This window comes from Arthrobacter sp. BC5, assembly GCF_056680255.1.
On record NZ_CM155273.1, the window covers coordinates 923562 to 948304 of the forward strand.

Consider the following 24743-nt stretch of genomic DNA (forward strand, 5'->3'; position numbering starts at 1 on the left):
ATCGTCAGAAGGAGCAACGTCGTGCGTGAGGCCCTGCAGCGGCTCGGATCCTTCACGATCGTCGGCACCGTCGCCTTTCTCGTCGACATCTCGGTCTACAACATCCTGGCTTCGGGATTCGGGATCGGCCCCATCACCTCCAAGGTCGCCTCCGTGACGCTGGCCACCGGCGTCTCCTGGCTCGGCAGCCATTACGTCACCTTCCGGAAGTTCGCCGGCCGGCCCAAACGCGAGGAGGCCGTCCTGTTCGGCCTCACGAACCTCGTGGGGCTCGGCATTGCCGCCGCCTGCCTCGCCGTGTCGCACTACCTCCTCGGACTGACGAGCCCCCTGGCCAACAACATCTCGGCCAACGTGGTCGGCGTCCTCCTGGGCAACGTCTTCCGCTACGCCGCCTACCGGTTCTTCGTCTTCCGCCCCGCACCGCCCGCAGCACCCGCCGTACCGACCCGCGAACCCTGCGCCGCCGGCTCCTGACGGGCGGACGCCGGGCCCACCGCACGAGCCGTCGGCCTCCTGCCGGCGCTCGGCGCAGCCCGCGTCCGGCGCGTAGGATGAAAACCGATTGTCAGCACGCTTCCGAACTGCCGCACGTCCCCCCGGAAAGACTCCGCCATGCGCGTCCCCACCGCCCTCACAGCCCTGGCCCTCAGCAGCGGACTCCTGCTTGCCGCGTCCGGACCTGCCACCGCCAACTCCCCCCAGCCGGCTACGCGAACGGCAGGGCAAGTGACCCCGGTCCTGCCCGAGCCGGAAGAAGCGATCGCTTCGCCTTCAACCACCCCCGACACCCCAGTCACCCCTCCTGAGCAGCCCGGCCCGGCTACGCAACCCGGCACCCTGCCTCCGGACGCTCCCACCGGACCCGGCACCCTCCCTGCCGAACCCGCACCGTCCGATACGGCAGGCGTCACACCCGATCCGGCCCCGGCAGCGCCGACGACCACTACGGGCGCCGATCCCGGCACAGCCTCCCCCACCCCCTCACCGACCGCATCGCCCTCCGGGACCGCTCCGACGTCGTCGGATCCGTCGGAGCCCTCGGAGCCCTCGGATGAGCCGGCCGCCCCCTCGGGCGTGCCGGCCGGGAACAGTGCCGTCAGGATGGGCGGTGCCGCGGTGCCCGCGCCCGTGCCGCCGTCGGCCATCCCGCCTTCCCGCGGCGCACGAACTGCGCCGACGGGCACCGCTACGGAGCAGCCCCAGGCCGACGAGGCGATCGTGGAAGCCCAGGTGCTGACCAGCGACGGACCTTCCGCGCGCTACGTGGCGGCCGGCATCCTGAGCCTGGTCGCCGTCGCACTCACCCTCGCGATCGCCGTCGTCTCCCAGCCGCGGCGCAGGCGGCGCACGCACTGACCCCGCCTTCGGAAGCGGCACGCAGAAGGAGCCGGGAGTTTCCTCCCGGCTCCTTCGGCGTGCTGGGCTAGCGGACCTGCAGGGTCAGCATGCCCGTCGAGTTGGACTGCACGACCTCGATCTTCGTCCCCGTGCCGGCGACGACGACGGAGCCCTGCGGGTTCGCGGCGTCGTAGTAGGCGTTGGGGTTCGTGTCATCGAAGACTGCGACGCCGGGCTGCGACGGCGCGGTGAGCGTCGTCATGCCGGCTGCGGTCTCGCGGTGGAGGCTGAGCTCATCCGTGGCCTGCTTGCCGAAGGTGGCGTCGAAGCTCTGGATGCGGTTGCGGACCATCGTTCCGTCGGACCAGGTGAGGGCCTTCGGGTGGGCGTCCACGGGCAGGGCCAGTCCGGCGCCGGGGTGCTGGCGGGTGTTGTTGTTGCGCTGCGCGGTGTTCCAGTAGGTGATGCTCAGGCCGTCCTGGTAGGCGTAGTGCTCCACGGTGTCAGGTGCGGTGACTCCCCAGCCGAAGTTGTACGGGCCGGTGGCGAGCGTCGCGTCGTAACCGCCGTACACGCGGTTCTCCGCGATGTAGAAGCGCCCGTTGCCGGCGGCGTCCTTGGGCAGGTTCACGACCACGGCCTGCGGAGCCTTCGTGGCGTGGTACGACGGGCCGATCTTGTGGGTCGACTTCACGCCGGCGGTGGCGACGTCGTAATCCAGCCAGCCGAGCTGAAGCTTCTCCCAGGCGCCCATGTGGTTCGGGGTGGTGCCGATGGAGCCGTTCCCGTGGCCGAGCCATGACCCGGAGCTCATGAGAGTCCAGAAGCCCGTGCCGTTCTCGCCACCGCTCGTGTCGTACAGGTCGGGCAGGCCGAGGTCGTGGCCGTACTCGTGCGCGAACACGCCGAGGCCGCCGTTCTCGGGCTCCGTGGTGTAGTCACGGATCCAGATGTCCGAGTCACCGATCCTGATCCCACCGTAGGGGTTGGTTGCAGGACCGGACGTACCGCGCCCGGCCTGACCGACGGCCCAGCGGTGCGACCAGATGGCCGACGACGCCGCGCCGGCCTCCTCGCCCTCGCCCGCGTGGATGGCCTGGAAGTGGTCGATGTAGCCGTCGGCCTCGTCGAAGTCGCCGTCCTTGTCGAAGTCGTAGCGGTCCCACTGGTCGAAGCTCGCGAGGTACGCGTCGATCTCCGCGGCGGTCTTGCCCGCGGCGACCTGCGAGTCGTACCAGGCGTCCGCCGTGTCCTGCACGAAGCGGGTCATGTCCGCCTGGCTCTCGGTCTCGCCGTAGCTCGCCGAGTTGTAGGGGACCCTGACCCAGTCGCTGACGTCGCCGTCGACCGTGTACCGGCCGCTGGACATCTCCTCGTACACGCCCTTCAGCGATTCGCCCTCCTCGCTGAAGAACATATCGAGGTAGTGCTCGCGGTCGAAGGTGTCCGACCAGTAGGTGGAGTTGTCCACCGCCCGGTTCGGCTCCTTGATGGTGTTGTGGGTGGGGCCGGCCGTGGAGGTCGGGAACCGCGGGTCCACCTGGTCCCCGAAGTCCACGAGGAAGGACAGGATCTGGTCGCTGTCCTGCAGGCCGTACTGCGCCCACTGGCCGGGGGCGACCTTGACGGCCTTGGAGCCGCCGCGGTCCTCGACCGTCGCCTCGCCCGAGAGGACCTTGGCCACGGCCTGCTGGTTCAGGTCGCGGCGCTCTTCGGCGGCGGGATCGGAGCGGTCGTCGAGCTTCTCCGCCGCGCCGTCGGCGCTGGGTGAGGAGGTGGAGGACGACGGCGCGGCGGTGGCCGAGCCAGGCGCGGTGCCGGTGGTGGCCTGTGCGCTCACGGGAGCAAGCACGACGGCGCTGGTCACGGCGAGCGCCATCGCGCACCGCAGCCCCCGTGTACGTGGAGTGAGATTCAAGGGTTCTCCTTAGTTCAAATATCCCAGCGGATGCAGAGCACCCTCAGGTTAGGTGCCTGAGGTTACGAACATGTTGCCTGAGTCACACGTTCTGGCTGGCACGCTAGCACTGGCCACGGACACCCGGGGAAGTGGTTGCGTTCTGTGAACCACCTTTCGCCCGGCCTCTGGCGCACCCCGGGGAGGAGGCTTATAGTGCGCCCGGCACCCGGGAGCGGGCTCGGCTACACGAACCGCGCCAGCACTCCCGCGGCTTCCCCCAGCACGTCGGACCGGGTGGTCGCGTGGACGGAGAGCCGGATGCGGTCCTGACCGTGCAGGGTCGCGGAGATGTCGGCGGCCGTCAAGGCCGCATGTGCCTCCGCCGCCCGCTGTGGAAGTCCCGCCACCACGATTCCCGCCCGCCGCTCGCGATCCCGGGGCGAGAGGACCGGCACCCCGACGGCGTCGAGCTCCCCGGTCAGGGCAGCGGCATGCGTCTCGACGATGCCGTCGATCGCCGCGACCCCGACCGATTCGACCAGTTCGAGCGCCTCCGCGAAGGCGCCGCTCGCATAGGGCGAGAGGTTCGAGATGGAGAAGCGCTCGGCGCCGGGCAGCGGAGGGTGCTCCTCGCCGTCGTACCGGCGGGAATCCGTGACGCCCGTCCACCCGGTGAGCAGCGGCTCGATCCGGTCGATGCCCTGCGGCGAGAACGCGAGCGCCGCGACGCCCCATCCGCCCCGGACCCACTTCTGCGCGCCGGCGATCAGGACGTCGGCGGCGGTCCAGTCCTGGTCCACGATGCCGAACCCCTGGATCCCGTCCACCACGAGAAGGCGATCGGGCCCGATCACGTCGCGGATACCCGGGAGGTCCGCCCGGTAGCCGGTGCGGAAGTCCACGGCGCTGACGCTCACCGCAACGGTGTTCTCCGTCATCCCGCGGGCGACGACGTCGGGGGTGACCAGCGTGCCGGGCGCTCCGACGAGCTCGACGCGGGCCCGTCCGACGTCTTGGGTGCGCAGCCACGGGTAGGTGTTCGAGGGGAACTCACCGGCGCTGACGAGGACGGTTCCAGCGCTCAGGCCGAAGGCGACCTGGAACAGTCCGAGGGAGGTGCTGCTAGTCAGCCCCACGTGGTCGATCGGGAACCCGCTCAGTCGGGAGAAGGCTTCCCGTGCGCGGAGGTCCTCGGCGTGCAGGGTCTCGCTCGCACCGGGTGCGGCGTCGCCCGCCGCCTGCATGAGGTGTGCCACGCGATCACGGACCCTGCTCGACGGCGGCCCGAAGCTGGCGAAGTTCAGGTACCCGGGGGCTTCGGAGAAGGCGTCCTGGTAGGACGCGAACGCGGCTGCGTCGTCGTGCTCCACACCTGACACCTAGCCCACGATCCTCTCCAGCGCGGCCGGGTGCCCCAGGAGCCCGGGAAGACCCCCCGTGTGCCAGAAGACCACCCGCCTGCCGCGCCCGATCCGTCCGTCGCGGACCGCGGCGAGGAGTCCGGCCATCGCGCGCGCCGTGTAGGTGGGATCGAGGACGAGGCCCTCGGTGCGGGCCGCGAGGGTCATGGCGTCGAGAACCTCCTCGGTGACGGACCCGTAGCCGGGCCCCACCAGCGTCCGGTCGACGCGGAGGGCGGTCCCGTCCTCGGGCCGGCCGGTGAGTTCCGCGACCATACCGGCGACGGCCGCGACCGGCTCGGGCATCGCCCCGGTGTCGACGCCGAGGACCCGCTTCGCGCCGAGGGCCGCGACGAGGCCGGCCATCGTGCCGCCCGATCCCACGGCCACGACGGACTGCTCGACGCCCGGACTCTGCCGGAGGAGCTCCATGCCGGCCTGCTCGTAGCCCCTCGCGCCCAGGGCGTTGGAACCCCCGAAGGGAATGACGCCGGGTGTACGGCCCTGCGCGGCGAGCGAGTCCGCGACCTCCTGCACCCGCTCCGCGAGTTCGCCCGCCGGCACGTCGCCGACCCAGTGGATCGTGGCGCCGAGCAGGGCATCGAGTGCGATGTTGCCGAGCGCGGCGGGCGACCCGGTGAGCACCAGGACGACGTCGACCCCGAGCCGGGCTCCGGCGGCCGCGGTCAGGCGCGCATGGTTGCTCTGGGCTGCGCCACTGGTCACCAGCACGTCGGCGCCGTGGACCAGCGCTGTTCCCGCCGTCCACTCGAGCTTGCGCACCTTGTTCCCGCCACCGCCGAGCCCCGTGAGGTCGTCATGCTTGATCCAGAGGTCGTCCGGATCGAGGCCGAGGGCTCGGGACAGGCGCGGGGCGGGCTCCAGCGGGGTGGGCCACGACCCCAGGCGCGCCCTGGTGGGCGACCCAGCGTACTGATGCATTGGACCGGTCATGCCATCCTCCATGGTTCGTACTCCTGCATTCGGCAACGCCTTGATCGGGCCACCTTCTGGCAAGGGTAGTCAAGGTGTTGCAGGTGAGCCCGAGCGGGCATGCAGGGGCTGGAACAGGATCCGGCGTCACGGCCCTGGCGCCCGGGACGCCAGAGGTCAGCGCCGCTTGTTCCTGCCCTTGATGATCGCGTTCGGACTGTTCCGCTTGATGTTCCCGGAGCGATCGACTGCGCTCCGGGCCCGACCGGTCGGCGTACCGCCGGCACCGGAATCCTCGGTGGACGTGCCGGCACTGGTCGCGTTTCCGCCGGGATCCGGGATGTCCCGGACGTTCGTCGCAATACGTTCCTTACGGACTTCTTCGGTGACCGTCGCCCTCCCGGTCACCGCGGCTGTAGCCAACCGCACCCGCTCGACGGGCACGGTTTCCTTCCGCACCACCGCGCGCTCCTCGTGACCCACGAACTCGACAACCTCCTCCTGGAAGAGCGAGTCCCGTGTAGCACTATCGAGCGTCGTCGTCGTGATCGGCTCGCGCTCGATCCGCAGCTCGTCGCGCTTGAGGGGCACTGTCTGCGTGACCTCCTCGGTGATGACGTACTTGCGCAACCGGACGCGAGCGGCCTCGTACCGCTCCTTCCCGATCCGGAGGCGCTCTTCCGAGCGGATCATCCAGGGTTCGCCGTCGGCGGGCCCGCGGGTCGCCGCCGAATCGGTGTCGGCGACCGCCGCCGCGTCGGTGACCACCGCATCCGCGTCGGTGACTGCCGCGTCCGTGTCGGTGAGTGCCACCGTGTCGGTGACCACCGCGTCCGCGTCGGTGACCACCGCGGCGGCGCGGGCCAGGCCGTAGTGGCCGTACAACCCGCTTTCCTCCTCGGGATCGAGGTGGCCGTCGCGTTCCGTCGACGGAGCATGCCTGACCAGGTCCCGGGAGTAGGCCACGACGAGCTGCCCGCCCCGGACCGCCGCGCCCAGGAGCGGGACGAAGGACTCCCTGGTGCCGAACAGTCCGGTGTGGACGGTGGCCCAGGTCGGTTCCTCGGTGACGTCATCGAGGTACACCACGCCGATCGACCCCACCTTGTCCCCCTGGTCCGTGATCACCGCGCTGCGACGGCGGAGAAGTGGAGCGAGATCGTGCATGGTGAGCATGGGGAGTCCTGTCATCGGTTCCGCCCACGGGAAACAGTGGGGTGACGTCACAGTAGGGCGATACCGTGCCGAACAACAAGCATGCTTACCATTCCGGGGGTCGCTAGCCATCGGAGTGATCGGCTGCTGCTCCCGGCAACCTTCCGCCGGCGACCGCTACGACGCCGCCAGCTCCGCGAGCAGCTCGTCAGAGCGGGCCTGCGCCTCGAGGTCGAACGCTCCGCCGCTGACCAGCAGTTCGTCGGCACCCGTCCTCACCTGCAGGTCGTAGAGCTGCCGCTCGACGTCGGCGGCCGTCCCGTAGACGGCGGTGGCGAGCGATTCCTCGACGTAGCTCTCCTCCCGGGTGCTCAGGGGCCCGTCGTCCACCGCCTCGAGCGGCGGGAAATATCCCCTGGTCCGCGAGACGGCCATCGCCCTGGCTTCCGGGAGGAGGAGCTGTCGCGCCGCCGCCGTCGTCTCTGCCACCGCGACGTTCAGGGAAGCGGTGACGTGGGGACGGTCCCACCACGGTGAGGGGCGGAAGGACGAGCGGTAGCGCTCGAGGGCGGGATTGCGGTCCCGGAACAGGGCGGGCCCGCCGAGCACGACGGCGAGGCCGGCCTGCGCAGCGATGTCCACGCCGTGGCCCGTAGCCAGGATGAAGACGGGTGTGCGGCCGGCATCCTGTGGCCGGGCAGTGATCGGGGCCGTGCCGCCCAGGAAGGCGAGCAGTTCGGCGATGTCCTCACCGAACCGGTCCGCCTCCTCCGTCCCCGTCCGCAGCGCCGACCGCACGGCCTGCGTGAACCCGAGGGAACGCCCGAGCCCGAGATCGAAACGGCCGCCGGACAGCGCGGCCAGGGTGGCCGCCTGCTCGGCGACCACGAGGGGCTGGTGGTTCGGCAGCATGATCCCGCCGGTCCCCACCCGGATGGTCGCCGTCCGCGAGGCGACGGCCGCCGCGAGTACCGCCGGCACGGACCCCGCGATGCCGGGCACGCCGTGGTGCTCGGCCACCCAGAAGCGCCGGTAGCCCAGACGTTCGGCCCGCTGCGCGCGCTCGATCACGTGCTGCAGCGTCTCCGCCTCGGAGGAGCCGAGCCGGGACTGCGCGCGGTCGAGGACGGACACGCCGGAGAAGGGAAGGGCCATATCGATGGAACCGGCGGCGGGCCGGCATGATTCCGCCGGGCCGTCCGGGCGGTTTTCCGATAATGGGGGTGACGCCCGTCAGGATGGGACTTTGCCGCCGGCCGCCCCCGCAGCCGGCGTGGTCTCACCGAAAGGACTTCCCGCCATGATGGGCGCCCACCATGCTGCCTGCGGCGCCGCCGCCTGGGTTGCCGCCACCACGCAGATCGAGGTGCACCCGGGCCTCCTCCTGTCAGCCCTCCCGGAGTCCGTCACCCTCGGGTTCGGACTGCTGGACGTCAGCCCGGTCGGCGTCGTCACGGGCGCCCTCGTGACGGCGGGTGCAGCGCTCCTTCCCGATGCCGACCACCACAGCGCCACGATCGCCCATTCCCTGCCGCCGCTCTCCAACCTGTTCTGCGCCGCGGTCGGCGCGATCTCCGGCGGCCATCGCCGCGGCACCCACTCGCTCCTCGGTGTCGCCGCGTTCGTCGCCGTCGCGTTCGTCGCCGGGCTCTGGACCGTGGAGACGGTCGATTTCGGCACCATCTATCCCGGCGCCGGCCTCCTCACGGTGCTGCTCGTCTCCTTCGCGGCGAAGGCCCTGAAGATCATCCCGGACAGCATGCGGAGGTCGCCGTGGGCCGTCGGCCTGACTGCGGGCGCGTTCGTCACCGCCTTCGCCCCCGAGGAGCAGTTCTGGTTCCCGCTCGCGGTGGGCATCGGCGTCGTCGTCCACATCCTCGGCGACATGCTGACCACGGGTGGCTGCAACCCCGTGTACCCGTTCCGCATCCGGCGCCCGCGGAGCCTGGCGAGACTCCCGGTGGTCGCGCAGGTGTGGCGGCCCAACGGCAACATCGCGGTGCCCGTCCTCGGCAATGCGGGGTCGGCGCGGGAATGGTGCCTCCTGGTGCCCGTCTCGCTCTACGCGATGGGCGGCATCGGCTGGGCCATCACCCGGATCGGCGACGGCGGAATGGCGGTCGCGCGCATCGTCGGGTTCGGGTGATGGCGCCACGAAAGAAGCCGGAAACACGGCAGCGCTACTGTCGGGCGTAGATACCGACAGCTGGAGGAAGTCCCATGCACCGCGACGGTTTGTTCTTCGATCCCCTGCAGGACGGGGCGGCCGCGCCGATCCTGCCCGATCCCGCGCCCGCGCAGCACCGACGGCCGGACCCGGAGGAGCTCCAGGCCCAGCGCCTCACGGAGTTGGCGCGTGTCCAGGACGAGCTGAAGAGGATGGCGCAGGGTTCCTCGCGGTGCTGACGGCGGGAGTGACACCCGCCGTCGTTGAGTGCCGGAGCGCTAGCAGCCGTCCGGGCCGCAGGCGGGGCCGTCCGCGGACGGCGTGAGCGAGACCAGCGGGTGGGCTTCCTGCCACGCCTGGTCGAGTGCCTGCCGGAAGAGCTCCGTGGGCTGGGCACCGGAGATGCCGTACTTGCGGTCCACGACGAAGAACGGCACGCCCTGCACGCCGAGCGTCCGCGCCTCTTCGATGTCGTGGTGCACGTCCGCCGTGAAGCGGTCAGTGGTCACGGTGTCGCGGATCTCGTCCTCGCTGAGGCCGATGCCGGTGCCGAGGGAGACGAGGACGTCGACGTCGGACGTATCCAGGCCCTGCTCGAAGTGGGCCGACATGATGGCCTCCTTGGCGGCGTCGCCACGCCCCTGGGACTTGGCCAGGTGCAGGAAGCGGTGTGCGGTGAAGCTGTTGCCCACCACGATGCGGTCGAAGTCGAAGTGCAGGCCCTCGCCTTCGGCCTGCTGGGCGAGGTGCTGCCACATCTGGGTGACCTGCTCCGGCGCGATGCCCTTGCGCTCGGCGAGGTACTGCTGCTCCGTGCCGTCGAAGTGGTCGGGCAGGTTCGGATCGAGCTGGTAGCTCTTCCAGGTGACCTCGACGCTGTCCCTGTGCGGGAAACCGGCCAGGGCCTTCTCGAAGCGGCGCTTGCCCACGTAGCACCACGGGCACTTCACATCGGACCAAATCTCAATCTGCATGACTGGTGCAACCGCACAGAAGTCGGGCCCTATTCCCCACGGGGAACAGGGCCCGAGCGTCGTGCTAGCGGCGGTTGAGCAGGTTGCGGAGAATGCCGCCGGTCTTGCCCGAGGGAACCGGAGTGCCCCTGCGTCCGCCGGTCACTCCGCCGCCCAGTCCGCCGGACCTGGTGCGCCCGGTGGTCGGCGTGGTGCCCGTGCCGGACCTGCCGAGGTAGCGGCCCGCTGCGTTCTTGACCATGTTGCTGATGCCCATGAAAGTCTCCTTTGATCGTCCGCCTCTGCACCTGAAACATCAGGTGGCTTACTAGTTTAGGTGCGGGCGGCTCCGATGGCCAGAACAACAGCAGGACGACGCCCTTCCGGCCCGGGCGTACGGTGGATGGATGAGCGTGCCTACAGATTCCAGGGTCACCTTCGGTCACCGCTTCGCACAGGAACTACCCGAGATGGCGATCTCCTGGCGGGCGGAACGGGCCCCCGAGCCCCGACTCCTGGCCCTCAACGAGCCCCTGGCGACCGAGCTCGGCTTCGATCCCGGGTTCCTCCGCTCCCCCGAAGGGCTTGCCCTGCTGGTCGGTACCTCAGTACCCGACGGCGCGACGCCGGTGGCGCAGGCCTACTCCGGCCACCAGTTCGGCAGCTTCAACCCGCGACTCGGTGACGGCCGTGCCCTGCTGCTCGGCGAGATCACGGACACGGAGGGGCGCCTGCGCGACCTCCACCTCAAGGGCTCCGGCCGCACGCCCTTCGCGCGCGGCGGCGACGGGCTCGCCGCCGTCGGCCCCATGCTCCGCGAGTACATCGTGAGCGAGGCCATGCAGGCACGGGGTATCCCGACCACGCGCTCGCTCGCCGTCGTCGCCACGGGACGCGACGTGCGCCGCGAGACGATGCTGCCCGGCGCCGTCCTGGCGCGCACAGCGAGCAGCCACCTGCGCGTGGGCAGCTTCCAGTACGCCGCGGCCGCCGGCAACCAGGATCTCCTCGAGCGCCTCGCGGACCACGCGATCAGCCGCCACTACCCGGACGCCGCTTCGGCCGAGCGCCCCTACCTGGCGCTGTTCGAGTCGGTCGTGAGCGCGCAGGCCGCGCTCGTGGCGCAGTGGATGCTGGCGGGATTCATCCACGGCGTGATGAACACCGACAACATGACCATCTCGGGCGAGACCATCGACTACGGGCCGTGCGCGTTCATGGATGTCTTCGACTACGCCACGGTCTACAGCTCCATCGACCGCGGCGGCCGCTACGCCTACGCCAACCAGCCGCTGATCGCCGAGTGGAACCTCGCGCGCCTCGCCGAGGCGCTGCTGCCACTCATCGACGAGGACCAGGAGCGGGGCGTCACAACCGCCGTCGCAGCGCTCGAGGCCTTCCGCCCCCAGTACAGTGGCGCCTGGCTCGCCGGCATGAAGGCCAGGCTGGGCCTGGCCGACGACGTCGACGACGAGCTCGCCTCTCCGCTCACCAACGACGTCCTCACCCTCCTGCAGGAGAACCACGTGGACTACACGTCCTTCTTCCGGGGGCTCAGCTCCGCGGTGCGTGGCGACGCGCGGCCCGCGCGGGACACGGTGCTCGACGTCGCCGCATTCGACGCCTGGGCCGCCCGCTGGCTCGTGCTCGGCCCGGACGCCGACGCGATGGACCGCGTCAATCCCGTCTACATTCCCCGGAACCACCTCGTGGAGGAGGCCCTCGACGCCGCGACCACCGGTGACCTCGAACCGCTCGAGCGCCTCGTCGACGTCCTGGCCAAACCCTTCGAGGAGCGTCCGGGGCTGGAGCGGTACGCCGCCGGAGCCCCGGAGGACTTCGGGAAGTACACCACGTACTGCGGCACCTGAGAGCTCCCGCCTGACCTGCAGGAGTAGGCCTCCACGTAGTCCGGACCGTGAGGGCGAGTAGTCCTCGAAATTAGTTGCGTAAAGAGCACTATGTCCTTTGCAAACTAATCTCCCTACCTTTGGGGTGGCGACGCCGCCGTTCTCAAGCCCCCAGGAGTATCCGTGCCCAGCAGCAACGCAAGAACCCTTCTCACGCGCCGCCTTGCAAGCGCGGTCCTCCTGCCCGGGCTCCTCGGCGGCGCCCTGGTCTTCGCCCCGCAGGCATCAGCAACCACCGGGCCCGCGTCCGGGGTCTGCAACGGCGTCGTGAACCAGCTGGCACACCGAGGCACGGTCCAGGAGAACCTCCTCAAGTCCGCGGCGAAGAAGAATGCCGATGTCATCGCCAAGCTGCAGGCCGATCGAGCGGCACTCCTGGCCACTGCCACCAACCTGAAGGCGGAGATCGACACCGCGAACGGTGCTCTCGCCGCACTCACCGCGGAGGAAGTACGGCTTGAGACCGCCGTCAAGGGAGCCACCACGGAGGTGCAGGCGCTGACCGAGCAGCAGGCGAAGACCACGGCGGAGGTCGCCGACGTGCAGTCTCACCTGGCGAGGCTCCAGTCACAGCAGGGCGCCATCGTCGAAGCATTGGCGCCGCTCCAAGCCGAGCTGGACGCCGCCGTGGCTGACGAAGCGGAGCTCGAGAAGCAGCAGGCCGCCGCGGCCGCCGCGGTCGAGGCCACGCGGGAAGCACTCCGTCTCGCGGCTGACGATCTCCTCGGCCTCCAGGCCACCGCAGCGCAGGCTACGGGCGAGGTCGAGAGCCAGAACGCAGCGATCACAGCGGCGAAGAGTGAGCTCGCCTCCCTCACCACGACGGCGGAGGATGCGGCCACGGCAGTCAGTGCAGCTGATGAGGCCGTCACTGCCGCCGAAGCCGACCTCGCCCGGCTGATCGCGGATGGGGTCACGGCCCAGGAAACCCTCGATGCCCAGCGGACGAGGATCGAGGCTGCCACCGACACCCTCACCGCACTGCAGGTGGAAGCCGCAGTGGCCGCCGACGCCGTCACGGCCAAGAACGTGGCCATCGCGGCAGTGGAGGCCGAACTCCTCGCTCGTGAAGCCGTTGTCTCGCGTACTGGCGATGCAGTTACCGCACAGCAGGCCGAGGTCGACGCCGCCGAGAGCGTCCTCGTGACACTTCGGGCGGACGCCACGAAGGCCGCCGAGGCCGTCACGGCGAACAGCGCGCTCATCAGCATCGTCAGCGCCGAGATCTCGAGGCTTGAGAAGGACATCGCCGCCACGAACGGTGAGATCACCGCCACGCGAGCTGCCCTGACGACCGCGCAGAACGAACTGAACACGCTGGAGAGCCGGAAGACGACGCTCGAAGGGGAAATCGCGAGACTCAACGCAGCGATCGACGACACCAAAGGCAATGGAAAGAAAAAAGATGAACTGATTGAGCAGCTGCGAGTCAAGCAGGGCGAGCTCTCGGCCGTGAATAGCCAGATCACGGACAAGAGCTCGCAGATCTCAGGCCTGCAGGGCGACCTCAGCACGCTGCAGGCCCAGGTGAACTCGCTGAACGCCGAGCTGCTGGCCAGGCAGACCGAGAGCAGCAACCTCCAGAAGGAGGCTGCTCCCCTGCAGTCCTCCCTGACCGCGGCGAGCGCCGTCGTGGTGACCAAGGAAGCGGAGATCAAAACACTGCAGGGCCAGCTCCCCGCGCTGCAGACCGCTCTGGCGGAGGCCAAGGCCGCGGCAGGCGCCCAGCAGAAGGACCTCGAGATTCTGCGTGGTGAACTGCCGGGCCTCGTCGCAGCAGCTGATGACGCCCGTGGCGCGGTGGCGGCCCAGGAGCGCGTCGTCGCAGACCTCGACGCCGCCCTGCCGGGCCTGGTCGACGGAGCGGAAGCGGCGGAAGCGGATGTCGCCGAGCAGAGGGAACTGCTGGACGTGTTGCGCAAGGACCTGACGGACGCCGAAACCCGACTGGGGTCCGCCACTGCAGCAGTGGCTACGAAGGCTGCAGACCTCACCGGGCTGCAGGATCGGCTGCCCGCACTCCAGGCCGCGGCCGACAGTGCGGCGATGGCCGTGACGGACAAGCAGGGGCAGATCGCCACGCTGAACGCCGACATGGACAACCTGGTCGCGGCACTGACCGGTCTCAACACCCGGATCACGACGAAGGAAGCCGAAGTACTCGCACTTCAGGGCCGGGTGGCTCCGCTCCTCACCCAACTGGATGCACTCAACGGTGAGATCAGCGCCACGGAAGCGAAGCTGAAGACCCTGCAGGGGCAGCTGACAACGCTCGACAAGCAGGTCACCGATGCACAGACAGTGCTCCGCGGACTCGAAGCGCAGAAGAAGCAGAACAAGGACGCCGTCGCCGCGCAGCGCGCAACCGTGAATGCCCTCCAGGACAAGCTCGGCGCCGTCCAGGGCCAGATCAAGGCCATCGACGGGCAGATCCTGCTCGGCGGCTGCGTGGTCTGACGGCCTGGGGTGTGGAGGACCAGCACCAACCCTGCACACCCCTGACGGGAGAAGCCCTACCGCACCCCGGCGCGACGACGGCGGTCGTTGCCCGAGCGCAGGTCCCGGTTGAGGCGACGGTCGCCGTGGTACAGGATCGACTCCCAGTCCGCCTCGGCCGCGGTCTTAGGGACGACCTTCGACTCCTCGACCTTCTTCTTCCGCGGCGCCACGTACAGCCAGTTCATGACGCCGAGCCCCATATCCACCACCGAGTTCTTGATCCCGATGTAGGCGCGGATGGCGCCGGCCGCGAGCAGAGCGTTGAGCCCCGCGAACACGGCGTTGCCCCAGTTCTGCTCCATCACGTCCCGGGCGAGGGTGAGCAGCGAGAACGCGACGATCGCGTACGGGATGACCACGTAGAGGCCCGGTGCCGCCGTCCTGTCCTTGACCTTCGGCGTCCGGACGAACGGGATCTTCTCCCCCGTGAACGCCTGCTGGATGGACTTCAGCACGCCGGCCAGGTTCACCGGCAGCAGCACCAGGTTGAAGCCGTAGATCCGGAAGATGTCGGAGAAGCGGTGCCCGCAGTCGCGGAGGTCGCTGCCCATGGCGAGGAAGTACGGCGCCGCGGCGAGGAACACCACGGGGCTCAGGAGCCGGCTGTCGTACGGGTAGGCGAGGAGGAACAGCAGCCCGAAGCTCGCCCATGCGATCGACGCCATGTAGTTGACCCGCAGCAGCACCTCGCGGAACAGGACCTGCTCGCGGAGGTGGCGCCGTCGTCGCAATTGGTTCCACAGCTTGGGCAGGATCAGCAGCCCGCCGTTCGCCCAGCGCCGCCGCTGCACCACGAGCGAGCCGAAGTCCGGCGGCGTGGCGCTGTAGCTCAGGCGCTCGGGGTAGTTCATGAGCGTCCAGCCGTGCGTGCCGAGGTCCACGCTGGATTCGGTGTCCTCGATGACGGTGCGGTCCTGGATGTAGGTCTTGATCTCGAAGCCACCCACGTCCTCGACCTCGACGATGTCCTCCACCGCCCGCTTCCGGATCACGGCATTGGCGCCCACCCAGAACGTTGCCCCGTAGTAGGACATGCCCTGATGCAGGATGTGCTGGATGTCCGTCGTCGCGCCGGCTACCCGCTCGATGCGCGTGGGAGCGCCGCGGAAGGACGAGTAGGGCGTCTGCGTGACCGCGATCCGCTCGTTGCCGGGCGATTCGAGCAGGTGCACGAGCCGCACGCAGTAGTCGCGCAGCAGCAGGGAATCGGCGTCGAGCGTGAGCAGATAGGTGGAATCGGGCACGTCGAGGACGTCGCCGTCCGCGGCCTGCCCGGGCGCGAGGGGCCGCAGCACCGTGCCGGTGGCCACGTGCTCCTTCTGCCACCGCTGCCCCATGAGCGAGATGTAGGCGTTGAGGTTCATGGCCTTGTTCGCCTCGTGGGACAGGGAGGCGTAGGCCTTCCGCTCGAACGTCTCGAGCCGCGTGGAGAAGATCCGGACCAGCCGCACGTACAGCTCGCGGATGCGGTCCGGCTCCGGGCACTGCTCCTGCGCCAGCGCGGCGTCCAGCGCGTACATGGTCAGGCGCAGCTCGCGCGCGAGCCCCATGATGACGAGGTCCACGAAGAACTCGTCCACGTGGTCGTCCACGCGTTCGGCGTCGGCCATGTCCTCGAGCCACACGGCGGCGGACTCGTACGCCGCGATGAGGGGCGGCAGGTCATCGCACGACGACGGCGCGCCGCCACCGCGCTCCTCCAGGTGCCCCTCGAAGGCGGCCAGCGCCGCGGCTGCACGCGTGGACGGTTCCAGCAGCGCCGACTCGATCTGGAAGCTGAGCGCGCGGGTGGCCTCGAGCCGCTCGCGGATGACCGGATCAGTGGGGTGCGGTGGATCGTCGAGCAGCAGCACCACCCGGATGTTGGGGAACTCCTGCAGCGCCGCGGACCAGAGGGTCGCGCGGACCACCGCCGGCTCCTCAGCGTAGGAGGGCACCAGGACCGTGATGCCCTCGTCGTGGTGGGCGAAATGGCGGTCCAGCTCGCCCCGCGGCACGCGCGTGTGGTCCCGGAACCGGTACAGCGCACCCTGGCGAGCCAGCAGGTACATGAGCGCGGAGAACGTCAGGAACGTGACGACGATCAGGTACGACGTCGCCTCCACCTGGAACCGGAACCCCGCGTTCGGGTTGTTGGCGAACTGGCGGAGGATCGTCGTGACGATGTATGTGATCCACGCGAGCACCGTGGTCACGATGGCGAGCCGGCCGAGGGCGATCTTCCGCGAGGACGGCGTCGGGTGCACGATCGAGAGCGGTTCCGAGCGCCGCTCGGCGCCCCACTGCCGTCGTCGTGCCGGTGACATATCGGGTGCGGCGGGCTTCTGCGGGTGCGGGCCTGCGGCCGACGGAAGCGCGGGCGTCTCCGTCGTGGCCGGCAGGACGTCGGAGCGGTCGCCGTCGGAGGACGACGGCACGGTGGTGCGGTTCTTGGACATGGCTACCCCAGCAGTTGGCGGGGGGATGCCCGTGAGCGTCCACCCGTGAGACCCGATTGTGCCCACTACGCCCTGCGTACAAATTGCTGCATCCACGCGAACCGTATGTGACCCGGGTAACAGTATCATTTAAGCTTCAAGCAGCTGAGCGCACTTCTCACGCGCTGTTCCTCCGCTGCCGCCTTTCATGATCTGGGGTTCCTGTGTCTGCACGTTTTCCTGGCCGGAAGCTGTCCGTCCTCCGCCTGGCCGTCCTGTCCGTCGTGGTCGGCGGTGTCACCGTCGGTGGCCTCACCGGGTTCAACCGCTGGGAGGACGCCCGCGTCGCCGAGAGCACGGGGGCGTTCTTCGCGGGGTACGTGGACGTCACCGCCACGCCGTCGTACGCCTTCGAGGATCCGGCGGTGGAGACCGGCGGGAGCGTGGTGCTGTCCTTCATCGTGGCATCGAAGACCGAGCCCTGCGAACCGTCGTGGGGAACCTTCTACGGGCTGGACGAGGCAGAAGCCGCGCTCGACCTCGACCGGCGCGTGGCCCGGTCGGTGCAGGACGGCGGCGAGGTGATCGTGTCCTTCGGCGGCCTCCTCAATGACGAGCTCGCCACGGCCTGCGAGGATCCCGAGGACTTGAAGGACGCCTACGCCGCCGTCGTCGACCGCTACACGCTCTCGACCGTGGACCTCGACATCGAGGGCGAGAACCTCAAGGACACCGCGGCCGGTCAGCGCCGGGCCGAGGCCCTCGCCGCGCTGCAGGCCGAACGGGCGGGCACGGACACGCCGCTCAACGTGTGGCTGACCCTGCCGGTCGCGCCGACCGGCATGACCGCCGAGGGGACGGCCGCCGTCGCGCAGTTCCTCGAGGCCGGCGTCGACCTCGCCGGGGTGAACGTGATGACCATGGACTACGGCGGAAGCCGCCCCGAGGGCACGAGCATGCTGACGGCGTCCCAGAACGCCGCCGATGCCACCCACCGCCAGGTGCAGGTGCTGTACCAGCGGGCGGGCATGGAGCTCGGTCCGCAGGCCGCCTGGCGGAAGATCGGCCTCACGCCGATGATCGGGCAGAACGACGTCAAGGGCGAGATCTTCACGCTCGACGACGCCGAGGCCTTCAACGCGTTCGCCGCCGAGCGCGGCGTGGGCCGGATGTCCCAGTGGTCACTGAACCGGGACGCCACGTGCAGCGAGAACTACACCGACACCACCGTGGTGTCCGATGCCTGCAGCGGCGTGGACCAGCAGGGCCTCCTGTTCGCGCCCATCCTCGGCGCGGGCTTCGAGGGACGGGCCGCGACTCTCGCCGAGGAGCCCCTTGTCCCGGAGGAGCCGCAGGAGCTCGTCGAGGATGATCCGGAGACGAGCCCGTACCCCATCTGGTCCGACGTCGGCACGTACCGCGAGGACGACCGCGTGGTCTGGCACGGCAACGTGTACACGGCGAAGTACTGGACGCAGGGCGACCTGCCCGATGATCCCGTGCTGCAGGCGGAGGAGACCCCGTGGACGCTGCTCGGTCCGGTGCTGCCGAACGAGCGGCCTGCCCCCGTGGTCACCGCCCCGGCCGGGTTGTACCCGGAGTGGGACGCGAAGGCGGTCTATGAGCGGGGGGACCGCATCCTCGTGGACGGCCGCGTGTACGAGGCCAAGTGGTGGAGCCAGGCCGACAGCCCCGAAGCCGCGGTGCAGGGTTCGGATGCTTCGCCGTGGCAGAAGCTCGACGACGCGGCGGTGCTGAAGATCGTCGAGGAGAAGTCGGGCTCCTGACCTGCTGTCCGGCGCGGCGTCGCATGGCTACGCTGTGCTGAGCACCGCCGACCTACAGGAAGTGAGCGCCATGATCGAACGCCTGCCCTCGAACCGACCGCCGGAGCGCTTCTACCGCGGCGGGGCACGCATCTCGGCCTTCCGCGGAGAGCCGGCAGCGGCCGGGTTCGAGCCGGAGGACTGGATCGGCTCCACGACCACGATCTTCGGCGAGGAGGAGCTCGGGCTCACCCACCTGGCGGACGGCTCACTCCTGCGTGACGCCGTCGCTGCGGATCCCGGGTATTGGCTCGGTGGGGAGCACGTTGCCCGCTGGGGGAGCGACGTCCGGCTGCTGGTGAAGCTGCTCGACGCCGGCCAGCGCCTGCCCGTCCACGCCCACCCCGACGACGCCTTCGCGGCCCGGCATCTCGGGCACGCCCATGGCAAGGCCGAGGCCTGGTACATCCTCGAGGCCGGCACCGTGCACCTCGGGCTCACCCGTGACGTGAGCGGGGCTGAGCTGGCGTCCCTCGTCGAGGCACAGGACGTCGACGCGCTCCTGGATCTGCTGCACGAGGTCCACGTGGCACCGGGCGACGTGGTGTTCGTGCCACCCGGCGTGCTGCACGCCATCGGCGCCGGTGTGCTGCTGCTGGAACTGCAGCAGCCGGAGGACCTCTCGATCCTGCTGGAGTGGCGGGACTTCGCGCTCGACGGCACCGCCGACGGTCACCTGGGCCTCGGCTTCGAGCTGGCCCTGACCGCCGTCGAGCGGACCGCGCTCCCCCGGGAGTCGCTCCGCGGCCTCGTCCGCACCGCACCGCCGTCGGGATCGGTCTTCCCGTCCGACGCCGATCCGTTCTTCCGGCTCGAGCGCGTCCCCGTCGAGGGGACGGTCTCCCTCGATCCCGGCTTCGCCGTGCTGGTCGTCAGCGAGGGCGCTGTCACTATCGAAGGCCGCTCCGCTCCTCGCGGCAGCACGTGGCTGCTGCCGGCCGGCGCCGGCAACGTGACGCTCGATGGCGCCGGCGAAGTGCTGCTGGCGCGGCCGCCGGCCGCCTGAATCCGGTCAGGCCGATGACTTGGGTGAACTGACGTCGTCTACCTTCCGTCAGGCACACGCAGGGTCGGAGCGACGCCACACTCCGTGGCATGAGGAGCACAGGATGCCAGCACCACAGGTCTACATCAGCTTTCCGGGGACCGCGCGGGAAGCCCTCGGCTTCTTCGCGGAGGTGTTCGGTGGGACAGTGTCCCTCTTCAGCTACGGGGACTTCGCCAGGACGGACGGCCAGGTGATCGACCGCCACGGGCTGCACTGGCTCATCGGCTACGAGCCGGCGCAGCCGTAGCCGGGCCGGGCCTCAGGTTCCTGGTACGGGCCTCTGGTGGTCGTACCGAGGTACGACCACCAGGGGCCCGTACCGCAGGACCGCTAGAAGGTCAGGACGATCCGACCACGGACGCCGCCCGCCTCCAGGCGTCGATGAGCCTCCGGTGCTTCCTCGGCGGGCAGGGTGTGCGCCATCCGGGGGGTGAGCACTCCGTCCTCCACTGCCTGGCGCAGCGCGTCGAGCTTGGCCTGCGAGTGGTATTCGTCGAACACCCAGACCGCTTCGAAGCGGATGCTGCGGGTCGGCTCCCCCTTCCAGCCCCGAACGGAGATGAAGACTCCGCCATCGCGAAGGGCCGGCACGACGTCGTCGTGCAGGAGCGCTGTGTCCGCGACGGCGTCGACCCCGTCGGGGAAGATCTCCCTGATGCGACCGGCGAGGTCCTCACCTCGATCGAGGACGTGATCGGCCCCGAGTCCCTGCACCAGGTCGCGGTCTTTCGGTGCTGCGTCTGCAACGACCGTCAGGCCCTGCTGCTTGGCGAGCTGGATCGTGTAGTTGCCGAGCGTCCCAGCGGCACCAGTGACGGCGATGACCTGCCCGGGTCGAAGCGCGGCGAGCTCGAGGATCTGCACGGCGGTCAGACCGTTCATCGGGATCGTGGAGGCTTCCTCGAGCGTGCTCGTTGCGGGGATACGAGTGATCGAGTCGTCGGGAGCAACAAGGTACTCGACGTATGCGCCCCCATGCTGCCCCAACGGCAACGCGATGGCCATCACCTCATCCCCGACCTCCCATGCGCTGCCGTCCCCGACCTCGTCGATGACGCCGGCGGCGTCCATGCCGGGCATGTACGGTGGCTCCACCTGGGTCATGTCATAGGCGCCCGTGCGGACATTGGTGTCGGTCGGGCTTACTGCGGCTGCCCTGACGCGGATACGGACTTCCTTCTCGCCGGGATGCGGCTCGGGAAGATCCTGAACGGTCAGTGCTTCAGGACCGCCGAACTCGGTGACTCCGATTGCTTTGATAGCGAATCAACTCCATTTTCTAGTGCTCTGTCCTGCCGGGGACACTGCAGTCCGGCAGGTACGGAAAAACCTGGTGTCTCCCCTAGGGGTGTGGAACCCCGTCGGCTGTAGAACACGGAATGGGTGCCAAGGATTCCACCGCACGGTTTCCCACGCCCGGAGGTGTGGTTGAACACCGCCTCGGGTCGGTGGCTAGGCTGGGTGGATGGCGACAGTGATCCTCGTGCGGCATGGCCGCACCACAGCGAATGCGACCGGGCTGCTGGCCGGGCGGACCCCTGGCGTCAGCCTCGACGAGACGGGCCGCGAGCAGGCGGCCGTGACCGGTGCGCGGCTCGCGGCCGTACCCCTCGTCGGCGTGGTGTCGAGCCCCCTCGAGCGGTGCCGGGAGACCGCCCGGTTCATCCTCGACCGGCAGGGCGGCACGCCCCGGTCGACGCTCGACGACGACCTCACGGAGTGCGACTACGGCCAGTGGCAGGGCCGCACGCTCGCCGAGCTCGCCCAGGAGAGCCTGTGGTCGGTGGTGCAGTCGCAGCCCTCCGCCGTCACCTTCCCCGACGGCGAGTCCATGGCCACGATGCAGGCCCGGTCGGTTGCCGCGATCAGACGCCAGGATGCCGCCTTCGAGGCCGAGCACGGGCCGGGGGCGGCGTGGGTCGCGGTGAGTCACGGCGACATCATCAAGTCGGTCCTCGCCGATGCGTTCGGCATGCACCTCGACCTGTTCCAGCGCATCACCGTGGGCCCTGCGTCCGTCTCGATCGTGCGCTACGGCGCGAGCCGGCCGAGCGTCTTCGCGACCAACACGGACGCCGGGGACCTGTCATGGCTGGCGAACGCTGCCCCCTCCGGCGATGCACCCGTGGGCGGTGGCGCAGGGCACACGGCGACCCCGGCCCGATGAGCCTAAAATAGGACCATGCCTACAACTGTTCACGAGTTCGCCTGGCCTGACCGCGTCGTCGTCGGCACCATCGGCGTCCCGGGGCAGCGCACGTTCTATCTGCAGGTCCGGGCGGGGAAGCAGCTCGTCAGCATCGCGCTGGAGAAGCAGCAGTCGGCCCAGCTCGCCGAGAAGATCGACGAGATCCTCGATCAGCTCGGCGCCCTCGACGGCAACCCCTTCAGCGTTCCCGCGAGCACGCCGATCGAACTCGTCGACAACGATCAGCTCGACACCGTGGAGGAGCAGTTCCGTACCGGTGTCATGAGCCTGGGGTGGGATCCGACGACGGCGCAGATCGTCATCGAGGCCTACCCGCTCACCGACGTGGACGATGACGACGCCGCGCTGCTCGACGACGAGGACGACGCCGATCCCACCGAGATGGTGCGCGTGAGCATGCCTGTCGGTACCGCCCGTGCTTTCACCAAGCGCACCCGTGAGGTCGTGGGCGCCGGCCGCCCGCTCTGCGTCATCTGCGGCCAGCCCATCGACGCCGACGGGCACACCTGCGCCATGCCCGAGGCCTGATGCCCTCGCCCGACCTGGTGACCGACGAGCTGACGCTCACCGGGCGCATCACGACGGCGTCGAACGCGACGTTCCTGGGCAGCATCGGCGACACGGCGGTGGTGTACAAGGCGATCAAGGGTGAGAAGCCGCTGTGGGACTTCCCCGACGGCTTCCTGGCCCACCGCGAGGTGGCCGCCTACCTCGTGTCCGAGGCCTTCGGCTGGAACATCGTGCCGCGCACCTGGCTGCGGGACGGTCCGTTCGGTGAGGGCATGGTGCAGCTCTGGCAGGAGACTGACCCCGACCAGAACGCCGTCGACCTCGTCGCGGCGGACGACGTGCCGGAGACGGGATGGAAGCAGGTCCTCGAGGGTCAGGACGAGAAGGGGCGCATGGTCGCCCTCGTCCATGAGGACTCGCCGGCATTGCGACGGATGGCGGTGTTCGACGTCGTGGTGAACAACGCCGACCGCAAAGGCGATCACATCCTCGAGGTGGCGGACGGACACCGGTACGGCGTGGACCACGGCCTCACCTTCCACGGTGACCACAAGCTGCGCACGGTGCTGTGGGGGTGGATGGGTGATCCGCTGACCGGCGAGGAACTCGAGGGCATCGATCGGGTCGGCGAAGGGCTGCAGGGCGAACTGGGCCGGGAGCTCGCGGAGTTGCTCACCGCCGCTGAGATCGCTGCGCTGGCGCGGCGCTGCGCCAGGCTGCGCTCGGCACGTCAGTTCCCGGCGCCGCGCGGTGAGATGCCGGCAGTGCCGTGGCCGCTGTTCTGAGGGCTTGCAGAAGCACCTAGGTGAACGGCGGGACCGTCGGAATGTGCTTCTGCTGATCAGAACCGATGCGGAACGTCCCGGCCTCCTGAAGCAGGAGACCGGGACGTCTTTGCCGGACGGGTTACTTCCGGCTGGCCGCGGTGCTCCTGTCGTCGTCGAGCCCTGACTCGATGTCCGTACCGCCGGCGTCGGCCGTGACGACAGGCTCGCCCTCGACCTGCTCGCGGTCCTTCTTCGCGCCGTCGCCCCGGGTCTTCGCGAGGCTCGCGACGGTGGCGACGAGGACGGTCGCGGCGATGAAGAGGAGCGAGAGCCAGATGGGGATCTCGGGCACCCAGAGCAGCGGCTCGCCGCCGTTGATAAAGGGAAGCTCATTGACGTGCAGGGCGTGGAACACGAGCTTCACACCGATGAACCCGAGGATCACGGCGAGGCCCTGCGCCAGGTAGACCAGGCGCTCGAGCAGCCCGCCGATGAGGAAGAACAGCTGGCGCAGGCCCATGAGCGCGAAGGCGTTGGCGGTGAAGACGATGTACGCCTCGTTGGTGAGGCCGTAGATCGCGGGGATGGAGTCCACGGCGAAGATCAGGTCCACAAAGCCGATCGCGATGATGGTCAGCAGCATCGGCGTGACGAAGCGCGTGCCGCCCTTCTTCACGGTGAGCTTGTCCTCGTGGTATTTGTCCGTGACCGGGAGGATGCGGCGGACCAGCTGCATGAACCTGCCGTTGGCCGGGTTGGCGTCGTGGCTGCCGAACGCCTGCTTGTAGGCGAGGACGAGCAGCAGTGCGCCGAAGATGTAGAAGATCCAGGAGAAGTTCTCGATCAGGCCGGCGCCGATGGCGATAAATGCGCCGCGGAGGATCAAGGCGATGATGATGCCGATCATCAGCACCTTCTGCTGGTACTTCTTGGGGACCGCGAAGCCCGTCATCACGATGAGGAAGACGAACAGGTTGTCGATCGAGAGGGCCTTCTCGGTCAGGTAGCCGGCGAAGTACTCACCGCCGAACGTCCAGCCGGAGACGGTGCCGATCCCGACGCCGAACAGCAGGGCCAGGCCGATGTAGAAGGCGGACCAGCGGGCGGATTCGCCGATGGTCGGTTCGTGGGGTTTGCGCACGTGCGCGAAGAACTCGTAGACGAAGAAGAGGATCGTCACGGCAATGGTGATCAACCAGATGGTGGGGGTGACCTGCATGAGGTGTACTCCAAAGGGGTAGGCGTCGGACATAGGCGCCAAGGTCTCCTCCGCCCGGTGTGAGCCGGTACCGATGGCCCGGGATGCATCAGTGCATCCGTAGTGACGGGTCCATCGCAGTCGGGAGTACTCCCCTTGATACATCGATGCTAGCGCATCCGGTGGAGTGCTTGTTCCTCCGAGCTGCACGACGCATTCGCTGTCGGGCTTTGCATCTATCCCGTCGGGGCTTCGGCCTGGAGCAGGGCGATCGGGTGGCAAAGCTTTCGGCAAGCTGGCGTTGTGTCCCAACCCGTTCGGTGTAGCGGAACTCGTCACTTCACGGGAAAAACGAACCTTTGATTGTGGAAGTGGGTTTCGCTACATCAATTGAGCTCATAGGAGCGGGTTCAAAGCAGGCGAATGCCTGTAGCGAATACGTTCGTTATCGGCGCTCGTGCTCGTCGAGCACGGTGCTACCCCCAGACCACCATGCTTCGCATGTAGGGC

General features: G+C 69.2%; 22 protein-coding genes. 12 read left to right on the forward strand and 10 right to left on the reverse strand.

Going from position 1 to position 24743, the window contains the following annotated elements; all coding sequences use genetic code 11:
• The first annotated feature begins 21 nt into the window (after window positions 1–21).
• Window positions 22–477 carry a GtrA family protein gene (locus AC1MFI_RS04105; RefSeq protein ID WP_479819867.1) on the forward strand — a complete coding sequence of 152 codons (456 nt, stop codon included), beginning with the start codon at window positions 22–24 and terminating at the stop codon, window positions 475–477.
• A 138-nt stretch (window positions 478–615) separates the two neighbouring features.
• Window positions 616–1359, forward strand: coding sequence for a hypothetical protein (locus AC1MFI_RS04110; RefSeq protein WP_479819868.1), 744 nt, complete (start codon window positions 616–618; stop codon window positions 1357–1359).
• A 67-nt stretch (window positions 1360–1426) separates the two neighbouring features.
• Here AC1MFI_RS04110 and AC1MFI_RS04115 read toward each other — a convergent pair whose 3' ends face one another.
• The 5 genes from AC1MFI_RS04115 to AC1MFI_RS04135 form a co-directional block, all read right to left on the reverse strand.
• Window positions 1427–3259: an immune inhibitor A domain-containing protein gene (locus AC1MFI_RS04115; protein ID WP_479819869.1), complete on the reverse strand. Its 1833-nt coding sequence runs from the start codon at window positions 3257–3259 to the stop codon at window positions 1427–1429.
• A gap of 224 nt (window positions 3260–3483) precedes the next feature.
• The gene (locus AC1MFI_RS04120) at window positions 3484–4611 is read right to left on the reverse strand and encodes an aminotransferase class V-fold PLP-dependent enzyme (RefSeq protein ID WP_479819870.1); all 1128 of its coding nucleotides are present in this window, start codon (window positions 4609–4611) and stop codon (window positions 3484–3486) included.
• A gap of 9 nt (window positions 4612–4620) precedes the next feature.
• Entirely contained in the window at window positions 4621–5595 is a 975-nt protein-coding gene (locus AC1MFI_RS04125) for a pyridoxal-phosphate dependent enzyme (protein WP_479819871.1), read from the reverse strand.
• Between the two features lie 156 nt (window positions 5596–5751).
• Window positions 5752–6765 carry a YsnF/AvaK domain-containing protein gene (locus tag AC1MFI_RS04130; protein ID WP_479819872.1) on the reverse strand — a complete coding sequence of 338 codons (1014 nt, stop codon included), beginning with the start codon at window positions 6763–6765 and terminating at the stop codon, window positions 5752–5754.
• 141 nt (window positions 6766–6906) lie between these two features.
• On the reverse strand, window positions 6907–7884 hold the full coding sequence (locus AC1MFI_RS04135; protein WP_479819873.1) for an MsnO8 family LLM class oxidoreductase: 978 nt from the start codon (window positions 7882–7884) through the stop codon (window positions 6907–6909).
• A 145-nt stretch (window positions 7885–8029) separates the two neighbouring features.
• Between AC1MFI_RS04135 and AC1MFI_RS04140 the strand changes: the two genes are divergently transcribed.
• Both AC1MFI_RS04140 and AC1MFI_RS04145 read left to right on the forward strand, forming a co-directional pair.
• A complete protein-coding gene (locus tag AC1MFI_RS04140) occupies window positions 8030–8875 on the forward strand; it encodes a metal-dependent hydrolase (RefSeq protein ID WP_479819874.1) in 846 nt (281 codons plus the stop codon).
• A gap of 74 nt (window positions 8876–8949) precedes the next feature.
• Entirely contained in the window at window positions 8950–9135 is a 186-nt protein-coding gene (locus AC1MFI_RS04145; protein WP_479819875.1) for a hypothetical protein, read from the forward strand.
• A gap of 39 nt (window positions 9136–9174) precedes the next feature.
• Here AC1MFI_RS04145 and AC1MFI_RS04150 read toward each other — a convergent pair whose 3' ends face one another.
• Together AC1MFI_RS04150 and AC1MFI_RS04155 are read right to left on the reverse strand one after the other, a co-directional pair.
• Entirely contained in the window at window positions 9175–9870 is a 696-nt protein-coding gene (locus tag AC1MFI_RS04150; protein ID WP_479819876.1) for a DsbA family oxidoreductase, read from the reverse strand.
• 64 nt (window positions 9871–9934) lie between these two features.
• Window positions 9935–10126, reverse strand: coding sequence for a hypothetical protein (locus AC1MFI_RS04155; protein WP_479819877.1), 192 nt, complete (start codon window positions 10124–10126; stop codon window positions 9935–9937).
• Window positions 10127–10256: 130 nt separating this feature from the next.
• Here AC1MFI_RS04155 and AC1MFI_RS04160 point away from each other — a divergent pair, with 130 nt between their 5' ends.
• Both AC1MFI_RS04160 and AC1MFI_RS04165 read left to right on the forward strand, forming a co-directional pair.
• Complete coding sequence (locus AC1MFI_RS04160) at window positions 10257–11720, forward strand: protein adenylyltransferase SelO (protein ID WP_479819878.1); 1464 nt, start codon at window positions 10257–10259, stop codon at window positions 11718–11720.
• 162 nt (window positions 11721–11882) lie between these two features.
• Entirely contained in the window at window positions 11883–14216 is a 2334-nt protein-coding gene (locus AC1MFI_RS04165; protein WP_479819879.1) for a coiled-coil domain-containing protein, read from the forward strand.
• Between the two features lie 56 nt (window positions 14217–14272).
• Here the strand turns inward: AC1MFI_RS04165 and AC1MFI_RS04170 are convergent, their stop codons facing one another.
• Window positions 14273–16564, reverse strand: a complete 2292-nt coding sequence (locus AC1MFI_RS04170) for a glycosyltransferase family 2 protein (protein WP_479820777.1) — start codon at window positions 16562–16564, stop codon at window positions 14273–14275.
• A 335-nt stretch (window positions 16565–16899) separates the two neighbouring features.
• Between AC1MFI_RS04170 and AC1MFI_RS04175 the strand changes: the two genes are divergently transcribed.
• The 3 genes from AC1MFI_RS04175 (at window position 16900) to AC1MFI_RS04185 (ending at window position 19796) form a co-directional block, all read left to right on the forward strand.
• Entirely contained in the window at window positions 16900–18462 is a 1563-nt protein-coding gene (locus tag AC1MFI_RS04175) for a chitinase (RefSeq protein ID WP_479819880.1), read from the forward strand.
• Between the two features lie 70 nt (window positions 18463–18532).
• The gene (locus AC1MFI_RS04180; RefSeq protein WP_479819881.1) at window positions 18533–19507 is read left to right on the forward strand and encodes a class I mannose-6-phosphate isomerase; all 975 of its coding nucleotides are present in this window, start codon (window positions 18533–18535) and stop codon (window positions 19505–19507) included.
• Between the two features lie 103 nt (window positions 19508–19610).
• Entirely contained in the window at window positions 19611–19796 is a 186-nt protein-coding gene (locus tag AC1MFI_RS04185) for a hypothetical protein (protein ID WP_479819882.1), read from the forward strand.
• An 83-nt stretch (window positions 19797–19879) separates the two neighbouring features.
• Here AC1MFI_RS04185 and AC1MFI_RS04190 read toward each other — a convergent pair whose 3' ends face one another.
• On the reverse strand, window positions 19880–20809 hold the full coding sequence (locus tag AC1MFI_RS04190) for a quinone oxidoreductase family protein (protein WP_479820779.1): 930 nt from the start codon (window positions 20807–20809) through the stop codon (window positions 19880–19882).
• Between the two features lie 205 nt (window positions 20810–21014).
• Between AC1MFI_RS04190 and AC1MFI_RS04195 the strand changes: the two genes are divergently transcribed.
• The 3 genes from AC1MFI_RS04195 to AC1MFI_RS04205 are packed head-to-tail and all read left to right on the forward strand — an operon-like array spanning window position 21015 to window position 23053.
• Entirely contained in the window at window positions 21015–21716 is a 702-nt protein-coding gene (locus AC1MFI_RS04195; RefSeq protein WP_479819883.1) for a histidine phosphatase family protein, read from the forward strand.
• 15 nt (window positions 21717–21731) lie between these two features.
• Window positions 21732–22286 (forward strand): DUF3090 domain-containing protein, encoded by a 555-nt coding sequence (locus tag AC1MFI_RS04200; RefSeq protein ID WP_479819884.1) that lies wholly within the window; start codon window positions 21732–21734, stop codon window positions 22284–22286.
• On the forward strand, window positions 22286–23053 hold the full coding sequence (locus AC1MFI_RS04205; protein ID WP_479819885.1) for an SCO1664 family protein: 768 nt from the start codon (window positions 22286–22288) through the stop codon (window positions 23051–23053). Before AC1MFI_RS04200 ends, AC1MFI_RS04205 begins: the two co-directional genes overlap by 1 nt.
• A gap of 121 nt (window positions 23054–23174) precedes the next feature.
• Here AC1MFI_RS04205 and AC1MFI_RS04210 read toward each other — a convergent pair whose 3' ends face one another.
• Window positions 23175–24254 (reverse strand): TerC family protein, encoded by a 1080-nt coding sequence (locus tag AC1MFI_RS04210; protein WP_479819886.1) that lies wholly within the window; start codon window positions 24252–24254, stop codon window positions 23175–23177.
• Between the last annotated feature and the right edge of the window lie 489 nt (window positions 24255–24743).

Bases quoted from the DNA above. Each gene is read 5' to 3' on its own strand.
- AC1MFI_RS04180 (WP_479819881.1), top strand. From the start codon at position 18,533: ATGATCGAACGCCTGCCCTCGAACCGACCGCCGGAGCGCTTCTACCGC.
- AC1MFI_RS04150 (WP_479819876.1), bottom strand. From the start codon at position 9,870: ATGCAGATTGAGATTTGGTCCGATGTGAAGTGCCCGTGGTGCTACGTG.
- AC1MFI_RS04195 (WP_479819883.1), top strand. From the start codon at position 21,015: ATGGCGACAGTGATCCTCGTGCGGCATGGCCGCACCACAGCGAATGCG.
- AC1MFI_RS04125 (WP_479819871.1), bottom strand. From the start codon at position 5,595: ATGACCGGTCCAATGCATCAGTACGCTGGGTCGCCCACCAGGGCGCGC.
- AC1MFI_RS04170 (WP_479820777.1), bottom strand. From the start codon at position 16,564: ATGTCACCGGCACGACGACGGCAGTGGGGCGCCGAGCGGCGCTCGGAA.
- AC1MFI_RS04205 (WP_479819885.1), top strand. From the start codon at position 22,286: ATGCCCTCGCCCGACCTGGTGACCGACGAGCTGACGCTCACCGGGCGC.
- AC1MFI_RS04145 (WP_479819875.1), top strand. From the start codon at position 8,950: ATGCACCGCGACGGTTTGTTCTTCGATCCCCTGCAGGACGGGGCGGCC.
- AC1MFI_RS04160 (WP_479819878.1), top strand. From the start codon at position 10,257: ATGAGCGTGCCTACAGATTCCAGGGTCACCTTCGGTCACCGCTTCGCA.
- AC1MFI_RS04210 (WP_479819886.1), bottom strand. From the start codon at position 24,254: ATGCAGGTCACCCCCACCATCTGGTTGATCACCATTGCCGTGACGATC.
- AC1MFI_RS04135 (WP_479819873.1), bottom strand. From the start codon at position 7,884: ATGGCCCTTCCCTTCTCCGGCGTGTCCGTCCTCGACCGCGCGCAGTCC.
- AC1MFI_RS04155 (WP_479819877.1), bottom strand. From the start codon at position 10,126: ATGGGCATCAGCAACATGGTCAAGAACGCAGCGGGCCGCTACCTCGGC.
- AC1MFI_RS04130 (WP_479819872.1), bottom strand. From the start codon at position 6,765: ATGACAGGACTCCCCATGCTCACCATGCACGATCTCGCTCCACTTCTC.
- AC1MFI_RS04110 (WP_479819868.1), top strand. From the start codon at position 616: ATGCGCGTCCCCACCGCCCTCACAGCCCTGGCCCTCAGCAGCGGACTC.
- AC1MFI_RS04185 (WP_479819882.1), top strand. From the start codon at position 19,611: ATGCCAGCACCACAGGTCTACATCAGCTTTCCGGGGACCGCGCGGGAA.
- AC1MFI_RS04200 (WP_479819884.1), top strand. From the start codon at position 21,732: ATGCCTACAACTGTTCACGAGTTCGCCTGGCCTGACCGCGTCGTCGTC.
- AC1MFI_RS04140 (WP_479819874.1), top strand. From the start codon at position 8,030: ATGATGGGCGCCCACCATGCTGCCTGCGGCGCCGCCGCCTGGGTTGCC.